Source organism: Comamonas sp. BIGb0152 (assembly GCF_024809975.1).
Taxonomy (GTDB): domain Bacteria; phylum Pseudomonadota; class Gammaproteobacteria; order Burkholderiales; family Burkholderiaceae_C; genus Comamonas.
In genome coordinates this window covers 1-20,125 of sequence record NZ_JANUDY010000018.1, presented here as the reverse complement: position 1 = coordinate 20,125, position 20,125 = coordinate 1, and the positions used below count along the sequence as shown (strand labels likewise).

General features: G+C 54.5%; 12 protein-coding genes. 2 read left to right on the top strand and 10 right to left on the bottom strand.

The genetic code is table 11. From position 1 onward, the window contains the following. Positions 1 to 63 precede the first annotated feature (63 nt). The gene (locus M2375_RS22290; RefSeq protein WP_259170470.1) at positions 64 to 5,376 is read right to left on the bottom strand and encodes an ATP-binding protein; all 5,313 of its coding nucleotides are present in this window, start codon (positions 5,374 to 5,376) and stop codon (positions 64 to 66) included. A 507-nt stretch (positions 5,377 to 5,883) separates the two neighbouring features. Between M2375_RS22290 and M2375_RS22285 the strand changes: the two genes are divergently transcribed. Beyond that, on the top strand, positions 5,884 to 7,044 hold the full coding sequence (locus tag M2375_RS22285; RefSeq protein ID WP_259170468.1) for an IS30 family transposase: 1,161 nt from the start codon (positions 5,884 to 5,886) through the stop codon (positions 7,042 to 7,044). 204 nt (positions 7,045 to 7,248) lie between these two features. Beyond that, positions 7,249 to 8,553, top strand: coding sequence for an SIR2 family protein (locus tag M2375_RS22280; RefSeq protein ID WP_259170467.1), 1,305 nt, complete (start codon positions 7,249 to 7,251; stop codon positions 8,551 to 8,553). Between the two features lie 280 nt (positions 8,554 to 8,833). Here the strand turns inward: M2375_RS22280 and M2375_RS22275 are convergent, their stop codons facing one another. The 9 genes from M2375_RS22275 to M2375_RS22235 form a co-directional block, all read right to left on the bottom strand. Then, a complete protein-coding gene (locus M2375_RS22275) occupies positions 8,834 to 10,021 on the bottom strand; it encodes a restriction endonuclease (protein WP_259170466.1) in 1,188 nt (395 codons plus the stop codon). Positions 10,022 to 10,461: 440 nt separating this feature from the next. Then, positions 10,462 to 11,412, bottom strand: coding sequence for an inovirus Gp2 family protein (locus M2375_RS22270; protein WP_259170465.1), 951 nt, complete (start codon positions 11,410 to 11,412; stop codon positions 10,462 to 10,464). Positions 11,413 to 11,732: 320 nt separating this feature from the next. Next, positions 11,733 to 13,283, bottom strand: a complete 1,551-nt coding sequence (locus M2375_RS22265; RefSeq protein WP_259170464.1) for a YfjI family protein — start codon at positions 13,281 to 13,283, stop codon at positions 11,733 to 11,735. Positions 13,284 to 13,293: 10 nt separating this feature from the next. Continuing rightward, positions 13,294 to 13,536, bottom strand: a complete 243-nt coding sequence (locus tag M2375_RS22260) for an AlpA family transcriptional regulator (RefSeq protein WP_259170462.1) — start codon at positions 13,534 to 13,536, stop codon at positions 13,294 to 13,296. A gap of 404 nt (positions 13,537 to 13,940) precedes the next feature. Next, positions 13,941 to 15,035, bottom strand: a complete 1,095-nt coding sequence (locus M2375_RS22255) for a hypothetical protein (protein ID WP_259170461.1) — start codon at positions 15,033 to 15,035, stop codon at positions 13,941 to 13,943. A gap of 554 nt (positions 15,036 to 15,589) precedes the next feature. Continuing rightward, complete coding sequence (locus M2375_RS22250) at positions 15,590 to 16,117, bottom strand: hypothetical protein (RefSeq protein ID WP_259170460.1); 528 nt, start codon at positions 16,115 to 16,117, stop codon at positions 15,590 to 15,592. Between the two features lie 261 nt (positions 16,118 to 16,378). Further along, entirely contained in the window at positions 16,379 to 17,236 is an 858-nt protein-coding gene (locus M2375_RS22245; protein ID WP_259170459.1) for a hypothetical protein, read from the bottom strand. Positions 17,237 to 17,401: 165 nt separating this feature from the next. After that, complete coding sequence (locus M2375_RS22240; RefSeq protein ID WP_259170458.1) at positions 17,402 to 18,082, bottom strand: IPTL-CTERM sorting domain-containing protein; 681 nt, start codon at positions 18,080 to 18,082, stop codon at positions 17,402 to 17,404. A gap of 180 nt (positions 18,083 to 18,262) precedes the next feature. Beyond that, on the bottom strand, positions 18,263 to 19,507 hold the full coding sequence (locus M2375_RS22235; RefSeq protein WP_259170457.1) for an IPTL-CTERM sorting domain-containing protein: 1,245 nt from the start codon (positions 19,505 to 19,507) through the stop codon (positions 18,263 to 18,265). Positions 19,508 to 20,125: the final 618 nt, after the last annotated feature.

Sequence of the window (20,125 nt, the reverse complement as noted above, 5' to 3'; positions counted from 1 at the left end):
TTTTCTCACTTTTTACTGTCACCTACAGTGTGGTTGAGATAGCCTCCGAATCTTCCCTGGGCGCTACGTCCCAGAAAGTGTTCGATTGCACAGAACGATGCTTTGTGGCGCCGCAGTTTCAAGTCGTACCGAACGAAAAATCACGCTCTGCTGCACAGCCGCGGCTCGACGGTCGCCCATGTCCACGAGTTGGTCGAGCGCTCGCAGGATGGTTTGCGCCATGGCATGTGGCATCGAGGGAGCCTTCTCACTGAACCTTTGAATTAGCCCTGCTAGCCTAGCTGGCAACTCCGAGCTGCGCCACTCGGCTCGTCGGTTCGCGTCGGGTAGAACGTGCTGCAAGCTGCTCACGAAGTGGTCGACTGGATAGTGCTCTAGGCTCCTTTCGCAAAGCTCCATCCAAAACTCCGCAACAAGGCGCGAGCTGCCTTGCGCACGCAGGACTGGGGCAACCAGAAGGATGACTACTCCAACATCGCTCCAGTTGTTGTTCGCGAAGCGCACAGGTGTCTTCGCGCTAAGATTCACGGAGAAAAAAAGCTCCCTTACGATGTCTGCAAGTTCCTGTTCGACGCGTCCGAAACCGTCCCAGGACTGAAGCGCGCGGTCACGAGCCACGGCCAAAAGTTGCAATGCGTTCTCCGGAATGGCTGCACTGTCGGTAACAGCGGCCGCCAACTCCCAGACGTATCCCTCCGCAAGTTCGCAGTACGTTTCGTCGTCGGCGGCTGCGGCCTTTTGCAGGAAGCGACGGTCGGCTTCCTCAGTAGGTAGGAGAAGGGAGACTTTGGCGAGGAACTGAAAGAGGCTCCGCTTCCATTCGTACAGGTATGACGCGTTCTCCTCCCAGCCTCGCCTGTTCGTTGTCCAGGATGGCGCGATGCGTTCAATGGTCCATGCTGCCAGTCGCTCGCACCAAGCGAGAAATTCACCTGCGTGCCTCCGGTCCCCAACAGCTTTATTTAACGGTATGGTCTCGAGCACCTTCGCCAGGAAGGCTGTGTCCACCTGCAAAGGATTCGTTCTCCAAGGCTCATTCCGTTGTCGACCGTATCGGCTGGTTTCCTCCCTCGGCGTGTCTTCCGCAGGAATTGGGACCCACGGCTCGGGAAGCGAGGGCAACACGTCTTGCGGAGCAGCGCCGTCTATCGCCCGGTTCATCGAACCCGTCAAAACTTCCTCAAGGTATTCCTGGCGGGCGTCCTCGGCTGCATGGCCATACCGCACTTCAACGAAGGCGAGCTCAGTGGCGACGCGCAGCGCCTCCCAGGCAATGTTCGGATGTTCTTCCCACGCCTGGAGCATGCCCTGTAGCGCCATGACCTGGATTTCCTCGTACGGATGGCTGACGAGCTGGATGAGCAACTGCTGCACAGCGGGGATGTCTTCACCTTCCAATGTCTTGAGCAGCGCGCCGAATCCTTTAGCCATGTAGAGCACAGGATGGAACATGAGATGCGCTCCACGAACGAAGAGATTGCCGTGCGCGTGAGGCGTCTTCGATGCGTATACGCAGGTTTGCGCCGCCCACTCAAAGTGCTCCGACGCCCCTTCAGAGACAACGACGGCCGCTACGCCGGCCACAGCGGCTTGAAGTTGATGCAGCGTGTCACCGCTCGGGTGTCCTTCATTGAACAAGTCCCCGACGTATAGTTGCTTGGCCGCTGCCACAGCTTCATCGATGGTCAGTGACGGCTTGAGCCACCCCTTGTCGAAGTAAAAATCGGCCCATGTCAACAGCTGAAATTGCCTTCCCATCTCAGCATGCTTGGTCTCAATCTCTTGGACGTCTGCACTTCGCGACTGCGGGTTGTCTATGACGATGGCAATCCTCGAATCGTCTTCGACCAACTTGGCGTGGTAGTTCTCAGGCTTGCCGTTCTCCGCCCAGATCTCGGCGGTGCGGTGCAGGTCATTCCTGTGCGCGTCGCTGGCACGCTCCTCAACGAATTCGAAGGGGAGGTCATTCGGGAACTGTTGGATGGCCGTGGCCGCTCGGTCCCCAAGCTCCCCGCCGCGCACGAGCATGAGACTCGCAAGCGAGCGCAGGTCCGTTTGCCGAATCGCGAGGTCGTTGCCGGCCTTCACAGCACGAGCGTGCTGCATTTCATGCGGCCTGAAGAATCCAATCAGGTTGCTTTGACTTAAGTCCTCCACACTGCGCCTGACGTCTAGGTGCCAGAGCCTCTGACTGGTCGCAATCGGAAGAGTGGTGGCGGTGCATTGTTGTGCCTGCAGGCTGACTGCAACTGCCACAGCCAATGCCCCGATGGAGGTCTGCCCTTCCAGGACTTCGCGAACCACATCGTCTGCTGCGACATCGGCCTTCAACTGCGCGAAAGCCCAGACTTCAAGCGCCATGAGGCCAGAGTTCACCGCAGTAGGCGCCCAATTGCCACGCGCGCCCATGTAACGCTGGTAGTCCCCCCAGAAGACCTGCCGTCCCCACGGGAACTCAAGGACGAGAGGAATCGGGGTCCCCTCATCGCGCGAGAGTCGATGATATTGGCGCCAGGCCCGGATGGAGTAATTCGACAATTCTCGAACGAGCCTCCGCGCCTCGTCTGGCGCATGCTCGAACAGCGCGGCAAATGGCTGCCGCGTTGGCGCAGCCGGCGAGAACATCCCCTCATCTCTGATGCCCGGTGCATTCCCGTGCAGGCTTGAGAATCCGCTCGAGATACGGTAATGCTCCTGGTCTCGCATCTGCCGTTGTATATCGACAGGCAATTGCCGACACAAGAACTTCAGTGTCAACTCTATGAGTTCCGTAGGGCAGACCTGCGACAGTAGTGGCGCGTGATTGAACACCGCAGTCATAACGCCAGGCGGTATGCGCCGTAGATGCTGTAAATCGCGGATGTACTGCGCCACCAGCCCGGGGTGCCCGAAGGTCGAACTCAGGACCAGGGAGCGCAGCGACTTCTCGAGCTCCTTCACCTCTTCGTCGCTGTAGCCTGGTTCGCTCAGCTGCCGCCACACCTCATAGTCTCGTTCCCCGTCTTCCCGATAGCGAACATGCTGGATGTGATACAGCCACGCCAGACAAGTACGCACGATGGAGTCCGAAATCCGGTTGGAGCGGCGCCGAAACCGGTTCTGCCAGACCTCAAAGGCGGCGACGACGTCAGGAATGGCCGTAACGGGAACACGGGCTGAGTGGTCCAAGAGCCAGGTGCAAAACCTCACCCAAGCCGGCAAGTCAGCCGGGTAGCTCAGCATGTCGGCATACAGCATTCGCTGCGCCAGGTCCAAGTCTGTGGCGTTTGCATTCGTCAGCACGGAGGAGTCGGGTTGAGACTTGGCGGCTTGGTACCAGACGACAAGCTGACGCACCCGCTTGGCGTCACCCTCGAACAGCGCCTTCGTGTACGCGTCAGCGTGCTCTTCGAACGTTTCGAGACCGAAGGGGCCCGCGAGCCAAGCGCGCAGCCACTGGGACCGAAGTTGGGTGCTGCTCTCCAGCATTTGTAGGTAGCTGACCCAGCTCTCCCCAAGGAGCAGCTCCGCCTGCGACAGCAGTTCGACCACACGCCCAAGCGCCGGAGGCTCCCCTACCTGTCGCATGAAGTCGGGCCATCGCTCCTCCTCCCCGACTAAGAGCTGCAGGAACGCCCATTCGAAGAAGATGTCGTGTGTAAACTGCACCGAGTGACCAAGCCGCTGAGACCGGATGATTCCGTCGGCCTCCAGCTCCACAAGTGCCTGCGGGTCGATGTCACCAACAGGAATCCGCCTGCCCAAGCGAGCAGCGCCTTCCCTGGCCAAGCCAACGAGTGCAGCACGCCTATATTGCACCCGAGCCGCGTCGGCCGAGTAGCCTCCACCACCCCACCAAAGCTGCGCAAGGTCGACTTCCGAACTCGCGGTGACTTGGCCTGCGCCTACGCTCTTGGCGAGAACTGCTGCAAAGAACGGCCGGCGCACGACGCTGCGTACGGCTTCGCTCCCAAATAGGAGTGGGGCAAGAGAAGGGACCGCGTCAGCCAACAGAGTGGCTTCAGCATCATCGAGTGCTCTTACCTCCACTGTCCGCACACTGCTGAACAGCTTTGCAGGCAGCCAGGTTCTGAGGGGTTCAGCGCCCGTGTCCCGGACGGTAGCGACCACCAGCCAGTCTGAGAGCAGCGGGGAGTTGAGGACGGAGAGCAGCACGTCCTTGAGCACGCCACGCCGCGCCACCTCAATTCGGTCGAGGCCGTCGATGAAAAGAACCCTTGGTCCCGTTGCACCCAGTTCGACCAGAAGCTCCTCAAGGTCAACGTTGGGTAGTCCGGAAGCAGCCGCGTACTGCGCCCACGTACTGCCTTGGAGGCGGTCAGCCTTCAGGAGCAGCACCGGGCCTGACTGCAGCAGCCTTTCTACAGCCAAGCGCAGGACGACCGACTTGCCTACGCCGGGCAGACCAGTGAGCTGAAGCAGTCCTGGGGCGCTGACCGCCTGGACCACCTGGGTGACGCTGCTCTCACGCGGGATCTTCAGCCCGTGGATGTCGTTCGCAATCTCGCCCAGAGCCAGCCGCGTCTCCTGCTCGATAGACTGCAGCGCGCCAGAAAGGCTCGGCGCGCCGGCTAAACGAAACGCGCCATTCAGCCTTGCGACCAGCGTCTTGCGGTCAAAGCCTGCGGCACGCCCCTCCGCACGGCGCACCAGCGACAGGAGCCTGCGCCAGAGGTCGTCGGCACGGCATCGGTCAGCGGGTGCGAGCATGTTGGCCAGGTTAGCGACCGAGTTGTTTTCCGTCACTGAGCCTTCGGCCAGGAGCTCCATGCGAATAAGAACGAAGTGCGCGAGGAGCTTGTGGACAGCAGCATCAAGCTGCTCCGAAGCCACGTGGTTGGTCAGAATCTCCCTAACCACATCGAAGTGTGTGGCTTTGTCCCCAGCCACGCCCGGCGTACGGAGCTTGCGCACAAGTATTTCCGTGGAGCTCTCATCCCGCGCCCACTCGCACAGAGTTTCGAACGTCCGTCGGCTAGCATCTGCAATCTGGCCGGTAACCACACCTACTCTGTCCTGCCCGACCTGAAATGCAAGTGCGGACACGGTGAGATGCGCTCGCTCAATGGTCTCGCGAAAATCCGTGTTCGTGTCCGCCGCGCTAATCCGGAGGCTCTCCTTGACCTGTGCGCTGAAGGTGGCTACTGCTTGGTCGACGCCCCGCGCTCGAACAACCATGTCATCCAAGGGTTGGCCTAGCGGGCCCTGCTGCACGGCCACATGGATGACCGAGCGTGCCGTGAGCCCGAGCGCCGGCGCCTCACCCAAGAGGGCGACCGCATACACCGCTGCAACCGTGTCTTCATAGCTGAAGCCCTCACCGCCTGTTAGTCCAGGAGGCGCACCTCGTTGCGTTACGGTGCTTGTTGCAGTCATTCCCTGAGCCGGTTGCGAATTCATCCAGTGATTGCCCTTTTAGAATCGAGTCAGGTCTTTCAGGTTGTCTCGCGTGGACCTGTCGTTCTTCACCTTTAGATACTCCGCCTCCAACGCAAAAACCGATTCTGGCGCAAGACAGGCGTACCAAAAAAAACAGCCCTTCAGCACCTCGTGGACGTGTTCCACACGGTATTCGCTTGATTTGAGGCTTCTTCCATGGATAGTAGCGCCTTCTGACTACTCGACGCGTAAGGCGTTAATTGTGCCGTGCGGCCGTTACCAGTAGGCAAACGCAAGAAGTGAGAAAAGTGGCGCATATGCCGAGAGGCTGTTGCGAATAAAACCAAAGGTCGCCTGAGTGATGAACTCGAGGCAACTTCTTTTTTTGATGCACCAGGCCTACACTTTGCGGCTTTGCGTGCCCTTGTCCAAGGTCCGCTATCGGCTGTGAATTCAACTGGTCAATGCAACACAATATCTGCCTAAGGCTGAAGGAGTGTTTGTATGAAGCAAAGACCGCGGATTTACTACACCGAAGCTCAGAAAGCGCTGATGTGGGATCGCTGGAAGGCCGGCGATACCTTGCACGAGATCGGCAAGCTCTTTGACCGGCCGCACACCTCGATCCACACCATCCTAAGTGCAACAGGCGGCATTCGTCCGCCGGCCAGGCATCGGTCTCGCTTAGCGTTAACGATGGCTGAGAGAGAGGAGATCTCCCGAGCATTGGCTGCTGGCGAATCGATTCGCTGCATCGCCAGACGCTTGAGACGAACTGCCTCCACCATCAGTCGTGAGCTGCTGCGCAATGATGGCAGAACTTGCTACCGAGCGGCTAAGGCCGATGCTGCAGCCTGGGAGCGTGCTCGTCGCCCCAAGGCATGCAAATTGGCAAGCAACCCTGCACTGGCTCAGATCGTGGCGGTTAAATTGCAAGGTCTATGGTCACCCGAACAAATAGCGGGATGGCTCAAGCGAACCTATCCGGACCAAAAGGAGTTGCAGGTGTCTCATGAAGCCATCTACCGCACGCTATTCGTCCAAACACGTGGTGCTTTGAAGAAGGAGCTGCTGGAGCATTTGCGACGAACCAGAGGCATGCGTCGCTCAAGGCACTACACCCAGAAAACACCTACCCATGGCCGCATCGTCGATGCAGTGCCTATCAGCGAGCGCCCAGCCTGCATAGAAGATCGTGCAGTCCCAGGTCATTGGGAAGGCGACCTGTTGTTCGGTGATGCATACAGCCAGATTGCGACACTGGTCGAGTGGCATACGCGCTATGTGATGTTGGTCAAACTCGTGGACAAAGACTCGTACACCGTAGGAGCCGCACTAGCCCGGCATGCGCAGACATTGCCCAGGCAGCTGTATCTCTCTTTGACTTGGGACCGAGGAAGAGAAATGGCCGGGCACAAGCGGTTCACCCTGGTAACCGATATCCAGGTCTACTTCTGTGACCCGCAGAATCCCTGGCAGCGAGGCTCCAACGAAAACACCAATGGATTGCTTCGCCAGTACCTGCCCAAAGGCATTGATCTGTCTGCATACTCACAAGACAGCTTGGACGCTATTGCCAGAGAGCTCAATCAACAACCACGCAAAACTCTGGGATATCGAACCCCTGCTGAAATGTTCGATGCGTGTGTTGCGTCGATCGGTTGAATCCACAGCCATGAGCAGTCATTCATCCAACATTGGCCTTTGCTTCCTCACAACAATCTTCAATCTCGAAATTTTAGGTTTTACTCAGAAGCTTGCTTGTAATTGCTCACTCTCAAGATTGCAGATATATTAATTTTCATAGGAATGACTATCAATTTCCTGCTCGTTTAAATCTATTTATTCCACACAATAAGGAAGTAAGCTTTGAGTGAATTTTTTGAGATTGCATATTCAGCTGTTTCGAACAGGCTATGTTTCTTTACTGGAACCGGCTTTTCCAAAGCAGTTACCGAGAATGCCGCCCCCAGTTGGCAGGGGCTATTAGAGTCGTTATGCGAAAAATGCGAAAATCCCACTGCAATCAAGGAGAGTCTTTTCCCGACTGATAGCAGCAATCCACTTAGCTTAGAAGAGGCAGCACAAGTCATATCTATTGAGTTGCTAAAAAATGAAAATAAAATTCATGAAGAAATTGCTGGTTTAATAAAAGCAATAGAGCCCAAAGGCGACAACTCACAAATTTCAGATTTTTTGTCTAAACGATCTTTTCGTGTCGTAACTACAAACTACGATAAACTGATAGAAAAACTCGCCGGCGATTCAGATTGTCATTCATTAACACCTGGCTTACCCATTCCTCGTTCCCAGGCAAGAGTTAAAGTTTACCACGTTCATGGTTCTGTTGACGCCCCAGAGAACATGGTTGTGACTTCAGATGATTACTTCAAATTCATTAATGCAGAGACGTATTTCTCGAGAAAACTAAGCACCGTCCTTCATGAGAACACAGTGGTGATTTTGGGGTATTCCCTTGGCGATACCAATCTAAAAGCAATTATTAGTGACTACAAAGGTTTCTCAAGAAATCACGTTATTGGATCAAATATATTTTTAGTTTCAAGATCCAGGGTGGCACAATATATCAAAGACTATTATTCTCATTGCTACGGTATACGCGTTATTGATAATACCGACGTGCATGAATTTTTTAGAAAATTAAATTCAGCCATCCCGGAAGCTGAAAAATGTGCAGAATCATCAGTTGCTAATATAAGAAATGTTATATTCAAGAGTCATAGCTTCACAAAAGAATTCTTAAAAGTAGAAAATTCATTTTTCGAAATCGTTGCTTCATTAGCTGCCATAGGAATAAGCATTAATGATTCCAGGGTGGTTGCTGCTTTAGGAAATATTATTGACAAAAAGACTGAACTAACCAAAGAAAACAATGCTTGGGAACAGTATGAGCACTTGGCAAGATGGCTTATTTATTTAGCCAGCATCCTAGAGCTCAAAGGAACCTCTATAGAAGGAGCCTTCCTTACATCAACACTGAGGTCCATGACAACGATGAGAAAAGAAATGTATGTTGGTTACTCCTGGCATGCATATAAATCATGGAGCAATCGATGGGATTCAATCATTTCTTCCAATAGGTTTCTTATTAAAAAACACATCGAAGCCAATACAAGCTGGGCAGATGCACTTTCAATTGTGCACAGGGGGTAGGCATAACAAGTTGCTCAAGTCGGACGGCCATCCGAGCTTCGCCTGCTCTGTCGGCGCTTAGCTCCAAAATTAGCGGCTGTCTGCTTCGGGTCGCCTTCTGCCGGTGCGTTCGGCCATACGCAGTCAGCCGCGAAGCCTGTCTGGCCTGCTGCTACAGGCTGGTTCATGCTTGGCGAGTAGTGTCTGCCCATATACAGAGCGGACGAAAATACGCAGTCTTAATTGGTTGGTTGAAATCCCAAGCCTTAACGGCGCATGGACTGTACTTCGAGTCCTACGCTCAATCTACATAGTTGAAGCGTGCAGGCTCCCCATCCCAAGCACTATATAAATGCCTCCCATCCCAGTAGCTAATGCGCCCCCTCTCATCCACGGTGCGCTCAGCTCGAAATACGGTCTCGGCGCAGTGGAACCCAAGGGCATCGACGCCGAACGACGGCACCTCCGTCCCAATCTGTCCATAGCCATCGTGTGTCACCGTGCGTTTAGGTAGGGACATCAACAGCGCAGCGTGTTTCGTCTCCTTAAGAACTACCGCGAAGGTGTTATGGGTCATGTTGTACCCCCAGGTCGCGTGCAACACCTTTGAGTCGACAGCAAGTGACATCTGATAGAGCAGGCGCTCAACATTGCTCTTAGACACGAGCAAAGACTTGTCTTTGACGATGCCATTTGCCGCTGTAGCGCACCATTGCGCGACGTCTGCATTCGTCGCTAGTTCAATAATATTTCCTTCTCGAGCCGCAAACTCCCTCGCACTCGGAAGGTATGAAGAGGTCGTGACGAACAACCCTTTAGGAGCTTTATCGACGGCCATGACACCTCGGAGCGCAGCTACGGCATCAAGTTTAATCTTGCGGTGTGGCGCATACCGTTTAGCCTGAACTAGGGTCAGAACGTCACCCAATGGGTCCCGTTGCCAGAGGCGGATGTCGACTCCACCGTCACCGGAACCTGGACCCAATTCTGTGGTGAATCCTTGGTTTTGGAAGACTCTGCTTAAAAGGACCTCAAAAGCGCGTGGGCTGAGGCGGTGGAAATAGTCTGGATTTGAAGCGAAGTGGGCATAAAGCTCCTCGTAGACGTCTCCGACATCTGGTTGAATCAGCGAGCAGACCCATTGCCAATGGAAATACGACTCTAAATCCGCGTTTAGTGCCGCGTCGTTTGCGAAGAAGTAGTACGTATAGCCGTTCTGGTTTTCGCAGGAAAAACCCAGTGAGGCGATGAATTCGTGGAACTGAGGTGAGGCCACCTCAATATCTTCATCAAGCACACGCGCTAGGTCTCCATTGCTATAAAGAACAGTCACAACGGCGGGTGAGCCAGGCTCTCCGCCTACGTGCTGAAGAAACTCTTTGAAGCCGCTATCAAACCAGAGGTCACGCTCTTCGGCCCACTTTTGTATGGCTGCTTCAAGACTTGATATTTCCAGTGCCAACTGAATATCTGTATACCCGACGTTCATCGAACTCTTCCTTAGCTGGACAGGAAATAGAGCTGGCAAGGATAGCGCCTGCAAAGGTGAGCTGTAGATCAACAACTAAATTTTCTAGCACTGCTTGCCAAATGCTCACAAAACGACCATGCACAATCCTTACCTCCCAACCCGGCCGAGACAGAAACCTCTACGCATCCGCCGCCAACAGTTGAAGCCCGAACGACTGCAATGGGTCGATAGCGCCTATTCATGCACAGCGATAGCGGACATCTAGCAGTCACTTGGATGGCCCTGATGGCCAGCGTCTGCTGCTACCCTGAAAGCCGTCACAGCTTCGGCTTGAACATTAGCGCGCGGATGATCGCTATGCGGTGGTGAGCGAACCCGCGCGATGAGACCATGGGTGGCAGCAACCGCTGCGAAGCCGGCATTGATCGAACCCCAAGTATCCGTAGAACAGATAGTGTCTACGCCGACGGCGTCCTGGCATCTCGCTCCTCACTGGCAAGCCGCTTCTCCAGCGCCGCCTTTTGCTGGAGCGTGAGCGACGATCTGCGCAACGTCTGCGTCAATCCTGGCACTGCCAGCCGCACGATGGGATCTTTCTTCGCGAAATACTTGGCGATCTCCTTGGCGCCTACCAGGAAATCCGCATCATTCCTCTTGAAAACACCCACCGCACAGTGCTTCATACGCACCTTGTACTCCAGCGTGTTCGCGTTGAAATAAATTCCCGCACCCTGGGTAACGGTGTTCTTCCAGTGTTCACCCAAATGCTTGGCTATCGTCACATCCTGGCGGACGACAGAGCCATCAAAGAACAAAAGCGTGTGAATGTGGATGCCCTTGTCAGCTCCGTACTCAAACTTGGCTGCGTAGCCAATAAAACTGTCCTTGAAGCTATTGGCTGTGTAAGCATGGAATAAATCCCAATCATTCAATACTCTGAGCTCTGGTTCCCAGTCATCGGTATAAATCTCTCCGTAGGAGAGGTCGAGTCGAATGACCATCAGCTTGGAGTAAATCTTGTTCAAGTCGTTAATGTACTCAAACAGAGAGTGCGCCAGTTGTTGCTCCTGGCGAACATGGTTCTTATAGATTTTTTGAAAAGCAGATGATTTCACCCATTGATCTAGGCTCTCAAGGAAGTGAGCCTGATCGATGTAGTTGTCTGGGTGTTGATCATCATTAAACAACGCATTGAGTTGCCCTTCATGGTTGCAAGGGTCAATGCCAACAAAACAATGGCCTGCCAGCCAAAGCCAAGGATCCCTGCTCTTGATCAGCTTGCGCAGGACTGGCGCGTAGGCATAAGGCGACATCAGGCCACACACTTGAGCAAGTTGCTTTTGAAGGCTCTTGCTGGTGAGAGCCTTTTTCCACTTCATGCTCTTCAATTCATGGTGAATCACTTTCATGCAAGTTCTCACCAGAGTGAGTGCTGAAAGATGAGTCTGCGAGTCTTGCATTTGGATCATTCTGAATAGTGTGCGGCTTGTATTGTTCGCGATGATTGGTTGATATGTAGTTATTGGTTTATTGAAAAGCGCTTTGTCACTCTAAGGGGGTGTATATTGATAGGTGCCTATGCTGGCTGTTGATTAATATATCTTTTAAATATATTAATATCAATAATATATACTCTCTGTTTGGCTTGTATTAAATAGAGTGATAAATGACCAGTTTTCTGTCGGTTTGATTGTGTTTGTTGTGTAAGTTGCTTGAATAAGTTAAATCGCTAAATGGGAGAGCGTTGGAAGATGCCAATAGTGTCTGAGCTAAGGAGGCCTCGGCTCTTGGTAAATTCCCTAGAGTAATTTACGCTTTCCAAGTTAGACAAGGAATTGTTGGTGTTGCTCAATTGGAATTCCTTGTTGCTGCCAAAAAATAACTGGATATGTCCATGAGTCAGAAGGTACTGCAATACCAGGCTGACAGATTCAGGGTCACGGGGGCGAGGGCCTGATTGCTGAATTTCACGACGGGTGAAAGTTCTCGGGGAACCGAACCCAGTGAGAGGGCTCTTGCTACGCATCCATACCAGAATCTTCTCGGCATGTTTTTCGATGTTCTTTTCCTCGGGGGACTTCGCAAACAGGCTATAAAACTCCCGCAAGTACCATTCGACGATAGCAATAGCCCGCTGCACAGAGTCTTCCGAAATGGTTTGTGCATCGCCTTGTGCCATTTCGAAAATGGCGGCCATGCGCGCTGCGTGTTCCGCTGCTTTGGAGGCAAAGTCCTTGATGGGTGACAGGCGACCGAATTGCGGATCGAGGCGGGACTCGATGTGGTTGAAGAAAGCCACCCAGCAGTGCGCTGCCTGTGGCTCAAAAGTCAGAACACGCCGGGCCTCGCCATTGTGATGGCGCTCAACGGCTTTCAGCAGAAGCTGGTGAACTTGGGATTGGAAAGTCAAAATGCCCGATGGCAGCGAATCGCTGTTGTCACTTCCGTCGACAAACCGCTGACCTGCCGTGGATTTGGGGAAGGCGACGAGGGTGCGAGCAAGATAGCCGACCTCGCGTGCGTAGTTGCCGCCCTTGCCGCAGAGGAATTCCAACATATGGGGCTGCACAGCAAGGCCCGTGCTCAGGCGCGCGCCTTCGACCCATTGGCTATCGGCCTGATCCTTGCGGTCCATGTCGAGTGTTTGGCCATCCCAGGCTCTGTTAAACATGGGAAGGTTGCTCATGGTGCGGCCTTTGATCAAATCAGCCGCTTCGTTCGAATGGAGAACTGCAGTGCAGGGGTTGAGGCTCAGCTCCGAGTACAGTGCCGCCTGGGTGATGTCGGACAACATGAAGCGCATACGGGCGGGGAGCAGGGGAGCAGCTCGCGTGAGCTGGCTCAACTCTTCTTCCGTGGCGGTGTTGTCACGGCCGGCCTTAGCATTTTTTTCCAGCCGCTGTGTCAAGCCTCGGACTTTTGCGTGTCGGATTTTTTCATCCAATTTGAAATTGGCCGAACCCTCGGTGTACTGCTGCCGCATGGTTTTTTCCAGGCGCCGGATGGGCTCGAAAAAGAATCCGTCCGCAGCAGTCTTGCGCTCTCCCGAGTCGGCGAGAGTGAGGAAGTACAGGGAGATTGGCGTGACCCCGGGAAGGCCAGGGCGCTTCACATCAGCCAAGCCCTGGCATGCCGTTGCCATAGTGCAAAGCGCAGAGGCTGCGATCAAGGGAGTAGAGGCTTTGGTCAGGCGCCGCACATCGTTCACAGCGTCCAAAATGAGTGGCGGCAATTGATGCGCGGGGTAGCTGTCAGTGACGGGAAGTGAGTTATTCAACATCGCCAGCCCCTTACTGCTTTGCCGACTGGGCATTCAGCCAGGCGTCGATGTCATGCAGACGCCAGCCCTTGGCGCCACGGAGTTGAGTGCCTCCGTAAAGAGGGAAGGGCTTGGGGAAGGTCGGGTCGTACTGCGAGCTTGCCTTGTTGATGCGGCCGTAGATGGTGGAGCGGCTCAGGCCCGTGATACGGATGACGTCCTTCAAGCGGCATGCCGCATTGGGTGCAAATTCGGGGCGATTGGGGGATTGCATACGAAACCTTTCTCGTTAAATTGATTAAGGCTTCATGCTGCTGGGGCCCCAAATGCCAGTCGATTGCACTCTTTGCTTGTTCTCCTTGTGGCTGAGAGCGCGTCATCGATAAGTGATTGACCCTACGTGATTTTTTGCTGGGTTTGTGCAAGGACGAAAACAGGCAAAGATTAGGCGGTTTTTTGTGGCGATCCCCCTGGGCTACTGGCTACTTTGGCTACGTCGCCACGCAAAAGCGGCTACAACCGATCCCCAAAACGCGGTTTTTGGCATAAGAGGAGCTGCGCCAAACAAGCAATCTGGCTGTCAGTTGGGAGGTGTTGATGCGGCTTTGAGCACGCCTATCAATGACTTGAACTAAGCCATTGAGGAGAAGACGTTCTGGGAGGGATGCCTTCCTGGCTTTACCTGCGACCGCCTCGCCGAGACGGCGTCAGGCGAATGATGGTGGAGATGGACTTAGCGTCAGTCTCTGTAATCAATTGGCCAAGTTTGCCAGCGACTGGAGATCCCTTGATCTGTAGCTTGACAAGCCAGCTCTCATAATCGCTGCTAGTCTTGAACTGCCTAACGTGGGAAAGATCTTCCTGCAGTTGTTTGACAAGGTGATCCAAGGCGACAGGCAGCCCATCTTTATAAGCCTTGCGCATTTTTGTCCTCTGACCATCCTGAGGTGGGTGTATCAGCTTGATTGCGACATCACGCAGTTTCGAACTTTTCCAGTCAGTTGAATTTTTGGCCTCAAGCTGTGTATGCAGCCACGTCTTAACCTCATCCGAATGCAAGGGAGGATTCTCCTGCCGTCTCTCTTCAATCCAGATTTGCAATTCATTGAAAACTTGAAGCAATTGACCTAACTGAGGAGATATGTGATCTCCTGTGACTGGTATTTGTGCGGGTGTTTTTTGGGGTGCTGGTTGACTCAGTAGATCACGGAGCCTGGCTTCATCGGCTGGTTGCAAACGTAGGTTGCCAAGTCGAACAAGAATTCCGGCATGATTTCGAAATTTTTCAATGGTAAGGTCATCCGATCGAGCACCCTGGCTGTCGATAACGGTAAAGCAAGGGAATAAAACAGGCGGTGCGAGAGGTTTGCCAAACGATTCGGTTTGCCACTGATCTAAGCCATGTGCTTTTCGCCTTTGATGAGCTGTCTGTATATCCCAAGTTTTTTTGCCGAATCCCCCTAAATGAATAATATCGAAGACTTTGATCTGGATACTTTCATCATCTCGCAATTTTGTGTAGTCATTGCGACTTAACTGGATGCACTCCACATCTTCAACCGGGTAGATCTTTGTTTTTGGCAGCAATGGGCTGGAGAGTTCGTTTCCGTTGGAAAGCGCAGAAAAGCACACGAGTCCTATTCGCCAGTTGGGTTCAATGGCTACCACAGGATCGATGCCGTTTTGGAGGGCAATATCCAAGAGTTGAGCTGTTGAATTTTCTAGCTCTTGAGCAAGAACTTCTAGTTTAGTGAATTGATTCGCAAGGCTCATGAAATGAAGATCAAAGGCGCACGCGGAACTGTTGAAGGCAGTTTGCGACCGGTCGCATCTGCAGGTGCATTCATCATGCCATGACCTGTGCTTGACTGTTGCCGGCTTTCAAGGCATAGAAGATGAGCCCGGAGCTAGTTCATGAAGGGTTAAGGTGACCGTGTCGCTTCTTCTTGCCTGTGAACACGATGCTACAACCAAGCGAGTTGTCGTAGGTCAACGATCATTGGAATCTGGGACTAGAAACGTTACTTGTTCAGGTGTTGTATTTTTGCAAATCTTTGCGCAAAGGCTTGTCTGGTTTAGGGGCCGGTAGACCGGGGAACAAACCGGGGAACATAGGCCTGTAAAAAAGGGGAGAAATCTAGGTTTTATGCTGCCTTTAGAGGTGGATTCAATTGACGCCAGCCCACCATACCTAGCAAAAAGCGCTCACTAATATCTAGTGGGCGCTTTTTTTTGTCAGATAGCATGGGTGTTACCTTCAGAGGCAACAAAGGTACACGCGGACCTCCGTATCCTTGGATCGGAGGCTCGGGAGTGACTGGCGCATTTTATTGATTAAATATCAGCAGGTACAGTTCGGGAGAGGCGCGTTGGTACTCCTGCTTCCAGGGATCACGGCCCATGAGCTTGAGCACATCGTCATACTGGTAGATATCGTCCACACGCCAGCCGTCATCTTCACGCGAGAGGACATAGCGGTATTCCACACCGACCGATGCCGCTTCAACAGTATTTTTCGAGATGGACTGTCCTGCCTTCGGGCGCGTGCTGTTTTTGATGGTGGCAACGACCAAGGCCCGCGATTCCGTCTCTATATCGACGCGATCGATCCGGCGATCGTAGGCAAACAAAGTGCATTCTTTGTCGTGTTGCAAGTAGCTTTTGACAGCCCCGGTAGCCAAGCGCAATTGGGCCTGCAGCAGCGCGGTTTGTTCTGCGGATGCTGCTTGCGTGCACTCCTGGTACTTGAAGTTGATTTTTGAATCCACCACGGCCCACCAGCTTTTCACGGCCTTGTCGGGTGTCGATATATCAACGCTTGGCGCCGTAAATGTGGGCTTGGTGGCTGCCTGCATGGTGGTCGTGGGCTTATCTTTTTGGCAGGCGCTGAGTGCCAAGGCTAAGGGGAGGCAGGCAAATAGGTAGGGTGTCCGTATCAAAGCTTGTCCTGAAATTATCGGTAGTGGGCAAGTTTAGTGTCTCGCCAAGCGTGGAGATGTCAAAAATGGGCCAAGCCGTGTTGTGTAGAAAATTCCCAATGCATGCAACGGTGTTTCCGGCCATAAAAAAACCGCCTAAAGGCGGTTTGGTGGTGTTTGAGCGCCCTGCGCTATCGCTTATTCCACTTGCGCTGCCACGCTTTCGATCGCCAGGCGCAGTTGGTCTGGGCTCACCACGGGTGCAGCAGCTGCATCGCTGGACTCGGATTTTAGGAAAATGCCTGTGCCGGTGTCTGTGCGGTTTGCCAAACGGCGCATGGCGGCAATCGAAGTGGCCTGGCCAAGGCTATTGAGCAAATTGCCTTCCCCATCATTCACGCTATAGATGAATTGGTAGCCGCGCAGAACTTTACCGGCCGAATTCACCTTGACACAGAGCACGGTTCCGGCGGCGTTACCGGTGACCTGGTGTTCGCAGCCAAAGCTGCCATCAGAGCTGGCCATGAGTCCGTTGCCATACTGAGTGGCTGGTTGCGCCTTTTCGAGTCTGAAAAAGTCTGCAGTTGGCGTCAGGGAATTGAGGGGACTGAACAGCCATATGCCCTTCAGGCCTTGGGGATCATTGGCGTAGGCGAAGTTGAAACGCGAAATCTCTTTCTCTGCCTCTCCAGGAAGGGTTATATAGCCCTTGGTGCCTGACACAAAACGCATCGACACAGTGCCTGCACTGCCGTCTTCCTTGCCAGACAGCTCGCCGCTACCCAGATAGCGACCGCCGCGGTATTTGTTGAGTGGCGCTGCGTAGTTGTCATTCGCCAAAGGGCCACTGGTCATATAGAACGTGGCATTGCCGCTGGCATCGTAGGCATACATTTGCATGACAAGGGTGTTGTCCTGCACATCAATGGCCAAACCACGGCCTGGCTTGCCATTGACTTCGCTGGTCACAATCCAAGTGCCTGTCTGAGGTGCAAATGCTTGCGCCAAACCGGTGCCGAGCAAGGCGCCAACCAATGCAATTTTCTTGAATACCATCATCTCTCCATTGTTAATCTTTATATTCTACTAACTTATTCTTACATCCTGCTTGCCCGCAGGTCCTCGGCAGCTTTGTTTGCATTGGTAATGCGCTTATGACAAGGTATCCGTCTTCTATCTTCTAAAAAATTTTGCTATCTGCTGATAAAGCAGCATGAAGTATTAGCTTTTGCGGCGACGATACATGCAGGCAGCAGCTGCCAAAAGCATGCTGAGCAGCGCCAAGCTCCACGCGCCAGTCGCGGGAACGCTGGTGGGTGTGGCTGGCGGAGCCACATAAGGTGTCCCAATCAACTGCCCGGTAGTGAAAACGCGCATACCGCCGCCGATACCTGTGCATGCCGCATTGCTGCAAAGAAAGGACATGCCAAACACCAGATCCACCGTGGCAGGTGTGTTGGTGAGGGGGGCCGATGGCTCGATATCCAGGAGCGGCACATTCGTCAGGTCGCTTTGGTTGGCAGACGCGATGAAAAGTAATTCAGGCAAAGCCGACAAGCAGTGGGCCGTGGTGCATTGGGTGCGGAACTCAGCCGCTGCTCCCGCAGTGCCCGCCGTCGTCTTTAAAGCGATATTGCTGTAGGTATTGCTGTCGGCGTCATACACAAAGGAGCCGGTGGCGGTCCCGCCATCGTCAAAGGTCACATCCGCCAATGTCCACTGCAGCGGTGCTGCTTGTGCGGTGGCTGTGAACGCCAGACTGAGCGCCACGGCGGCGGATGCAAATAGCTTTTTCATGAAGTCTCCCTCGGTTGTAGAAGGAGAGGAAGTTAACAAAATGTAACTACAAATGCAATCGATATATTCGCTAATTTTTCCTGAAATCGCTGCATTGCACTGCATAAGCCGCAGTGCTGTTGAGAAAAATGCCACCTGTTGGCGATCGGCTTGCCGGCGCCTCTTCCTGCTGGCCCATGCGCGTCCACAGGAATGCCTCCAGAAAATGCATGGACATGCAGATGGTTGCTGTCCTGATTCATTTGACCAATAAACAAAGCCGCCCGAGGGCGGCTCTGCTGGCAATCAGCCTTGGCGCCGGCGCAGGCAGCGCCCGCCCAGTAGTACCAGCAGCGCTGCCAGGCTGATGGTGCTCCAGGGGTTCAGCGATGGCACGGCTTGTGGAGTCGTTGGCAGCGACGGGGGTGGGGGTGGAGGCGGCACGACCACCGCTTGCACGGTAAAGCTGCCCACGCTCGACTGCACGCTGGGCTGATCGCTGAGGTTGGCGATGACTTCGTAGTTGCCCGGTGCCAGCCCGGCGGGCCAGGTCAAGGCGTATTCGCCACTGCTGCCGGTCACGGTGGTGGCCTGGCTGGCGCTAAAGCCATCGGGGCCGGAGAGACGCAAGGTGATGGCTGTGCCCAGGGGCAGGGGCGTGGATGCGCCGTCACCTGGTGCTGCCGAAGTCGCTACGCCATTGAAGCTCTCCGTCTGCGCCGTGGTGATGACGGGCGTTTGCACGGCCACCGTCACCGCCAGGGTTTGCAGGATGCAGGCGGACGAGGTCGCACCGCCCACGATTAGGCGCGTAGCCGATGGGATGGTGTCATACAGGGCGACGGTCAGGGTGTTGAGCCCCGTCTTCCACTGCAGATCTGTACTGGCGCCTGCACCCAGAATGGGGCTGGTGCCGCTCAGCACACCGTTGATGTAGTAGCCAGCGATCTGGTCATCGGCGCCCACGCCGCCCAAGCGCAGCTGGTAGGTGGCCGCATCGGCCTCGGGCGCCAGGTAAAACTGGTAGCGCAAGAAGCGCGTCTGGTTGGCGGCCGCGCCCCCATTGGGGTTGGCCAGATAAAAGCCCACGGAGCTGAGCGATTGGCCGGTGCCCAGTTGTGGGCTTGTTAGCGTGCCGCCGCTGTAGGCAAACACTTCACGGCCTGAGAAATGCTGCCAGGCCATGGTGGGCAGGCTGCTGAGCGCAGCGGGCACCGCATTGCCGGCAAAGGTCAGCGACGTGGGGATCTCCTCGGTGGCTCCGGCCGTGGCTTGCGGAATTGTGTGCGAGCCGGGTGCTGCCGGGTTGAAGGCATAGGCCCAGCGCTGCTGGTTGCCACGGTCGCCGATGCTGGTGGCGTTGGTGTTGAGCACCTGCCCAGGATCCTTGAGCGCTCCTGCTGTCAGTACGGGCTCGGTGGCGTTGCTGCAGGTGAAGGTGGGAATGCTGAGCGGGCTGTCTGCCCGGTAAACCAGCTGGGCCTGGCTCGCCAGCGGGGCTGCCAGCAGCAAGCCCACCACCCAGACGGGAGAAGAGAGATGTCGATGCATGGGTTGTCTAAACCTTGGGTTCTTAATATTGCGATGGATTAAAAAACGCAGTGGTGCAATACCTGGCAGAGAGGCTGACTGGCACACGCAGCGGCGGGCAGAAAGCAGGCTGTCACCAGAAAAGCCCAGCCTTTGTGGGCGTAAGGCGAGGCCGCCGACACTAATCAACTAGTGAATATTGCTATAAACTGAGTTTTAAAAATAGAGTGTGTTTATAGCATTGGATTAATAATTTATTGTCGGGCTGACAGTAATTGACATTGAGCCACTCCGACCTGTTATTACAGCGCTATCCGGTGGGAAGGGATGCATTGCCCGGCAGCTTGGTAGCCATGGGCGATGGGTTTTGGAAGGCATCGCCTCCATGCCCCTGCTGGAGGGGTTTGTGGCACCCGTTTGGGCAACGGGCTGAATCGACAGCATCGGCAGGCAAGGCTGGCAGTGCCAGTCATGCGCTTGGGGAAAAAACAAGGGCGCAGCTAGGGACCCTCTGCAAAACTCCCTGCCCTGGTCTGAACGCGGTCTCGGGCGATCCGCTGCGTTGTCTTCCTTGTCAATAGCTCGCTATTGACTGCAAAAGACGCCTTGCGCCTCATCCCGATCCGCGTCCATCCCGCT

Bases quoted from the DNA above. Each gene is read 5' to 3' on its own strand.
- M2375_RS22290 (WP_259170470.1), bottom strand. From the start codon at position 5,376: ATGACTGCAACAAGCACCGTAACGCAACGAGGTGCGCCTCCTGGACTA.
- M2375_RS22285 (WP_259170468.1), top strand. From the start codon at position 5,884: ATGAAGCAAAGACCGCGGATTTACTACACCGAAGCTCAGAAAGCGCTG.
- M2375_RS22275 (WP_259170466.1), bottom strand. From the start codon at position 10,021: ATGAACGTCGGGTATACAGATATTCAGTTGGCACTGGAAATATCAAGT.
- M2375_RS22270 (WP_259170465.1), bottom strand. From the start codon at position 11,412: ATGAAAGTGATTCACCATGAATTGAAGAGCATGAAGTGGAAAAAGGCT.
- M2375_RS22265 (WP_259170464.1), bottom strand. From the start codon at position 13,283: ATGTTGAATAACTCACTTCCCGTCACTGACAGCTACCCCGCGCATCAA.
- M2375_RS22260 (WP_259170462.1), bottom strand. From the start codon at position 13,536: ATGCAATCCCCCAATCGCCCCGAATTTGCACCCAATGCGGCATGCCGC.
- M2375_RS22255 (WP_259170461.1), bottom strand. From the start codon at position 15,035: ATGAGCCTTGCGAATCAATTCACTAAACTAGAAGTTCTTGCTCAAGAG.
- M2375_RS22250 (WP_259170460.1), bottom strand. From the start codon at position 16,117: ATGCAGGCAGCCACCAAGCCCACATTTACGGCGCCAAGCGTTGATATA.
- M2375_RS22245 (WP_259170459.1), bottom strand. From the start codon at position 17,236: ATGGTATTCAAGAAAATTGCATTGGTTGGCGCCTTGCTCGGCACCGGT.
- M2375_RS22240 (WP_259170458.1), bottom strand. From the start codon at position 18,082: ATGCAGTGCAATGCAGCGATTTCAGGAAAAATTAGCGAATATATCGAT.
- M2375_RS22235 (WP_259170457.1), bottom strand. From the start codon at position 19,507: ATGCATCGACATCTCTCTTCTCCCGTCTGGGTGGTGGGCTTGCTGCTG.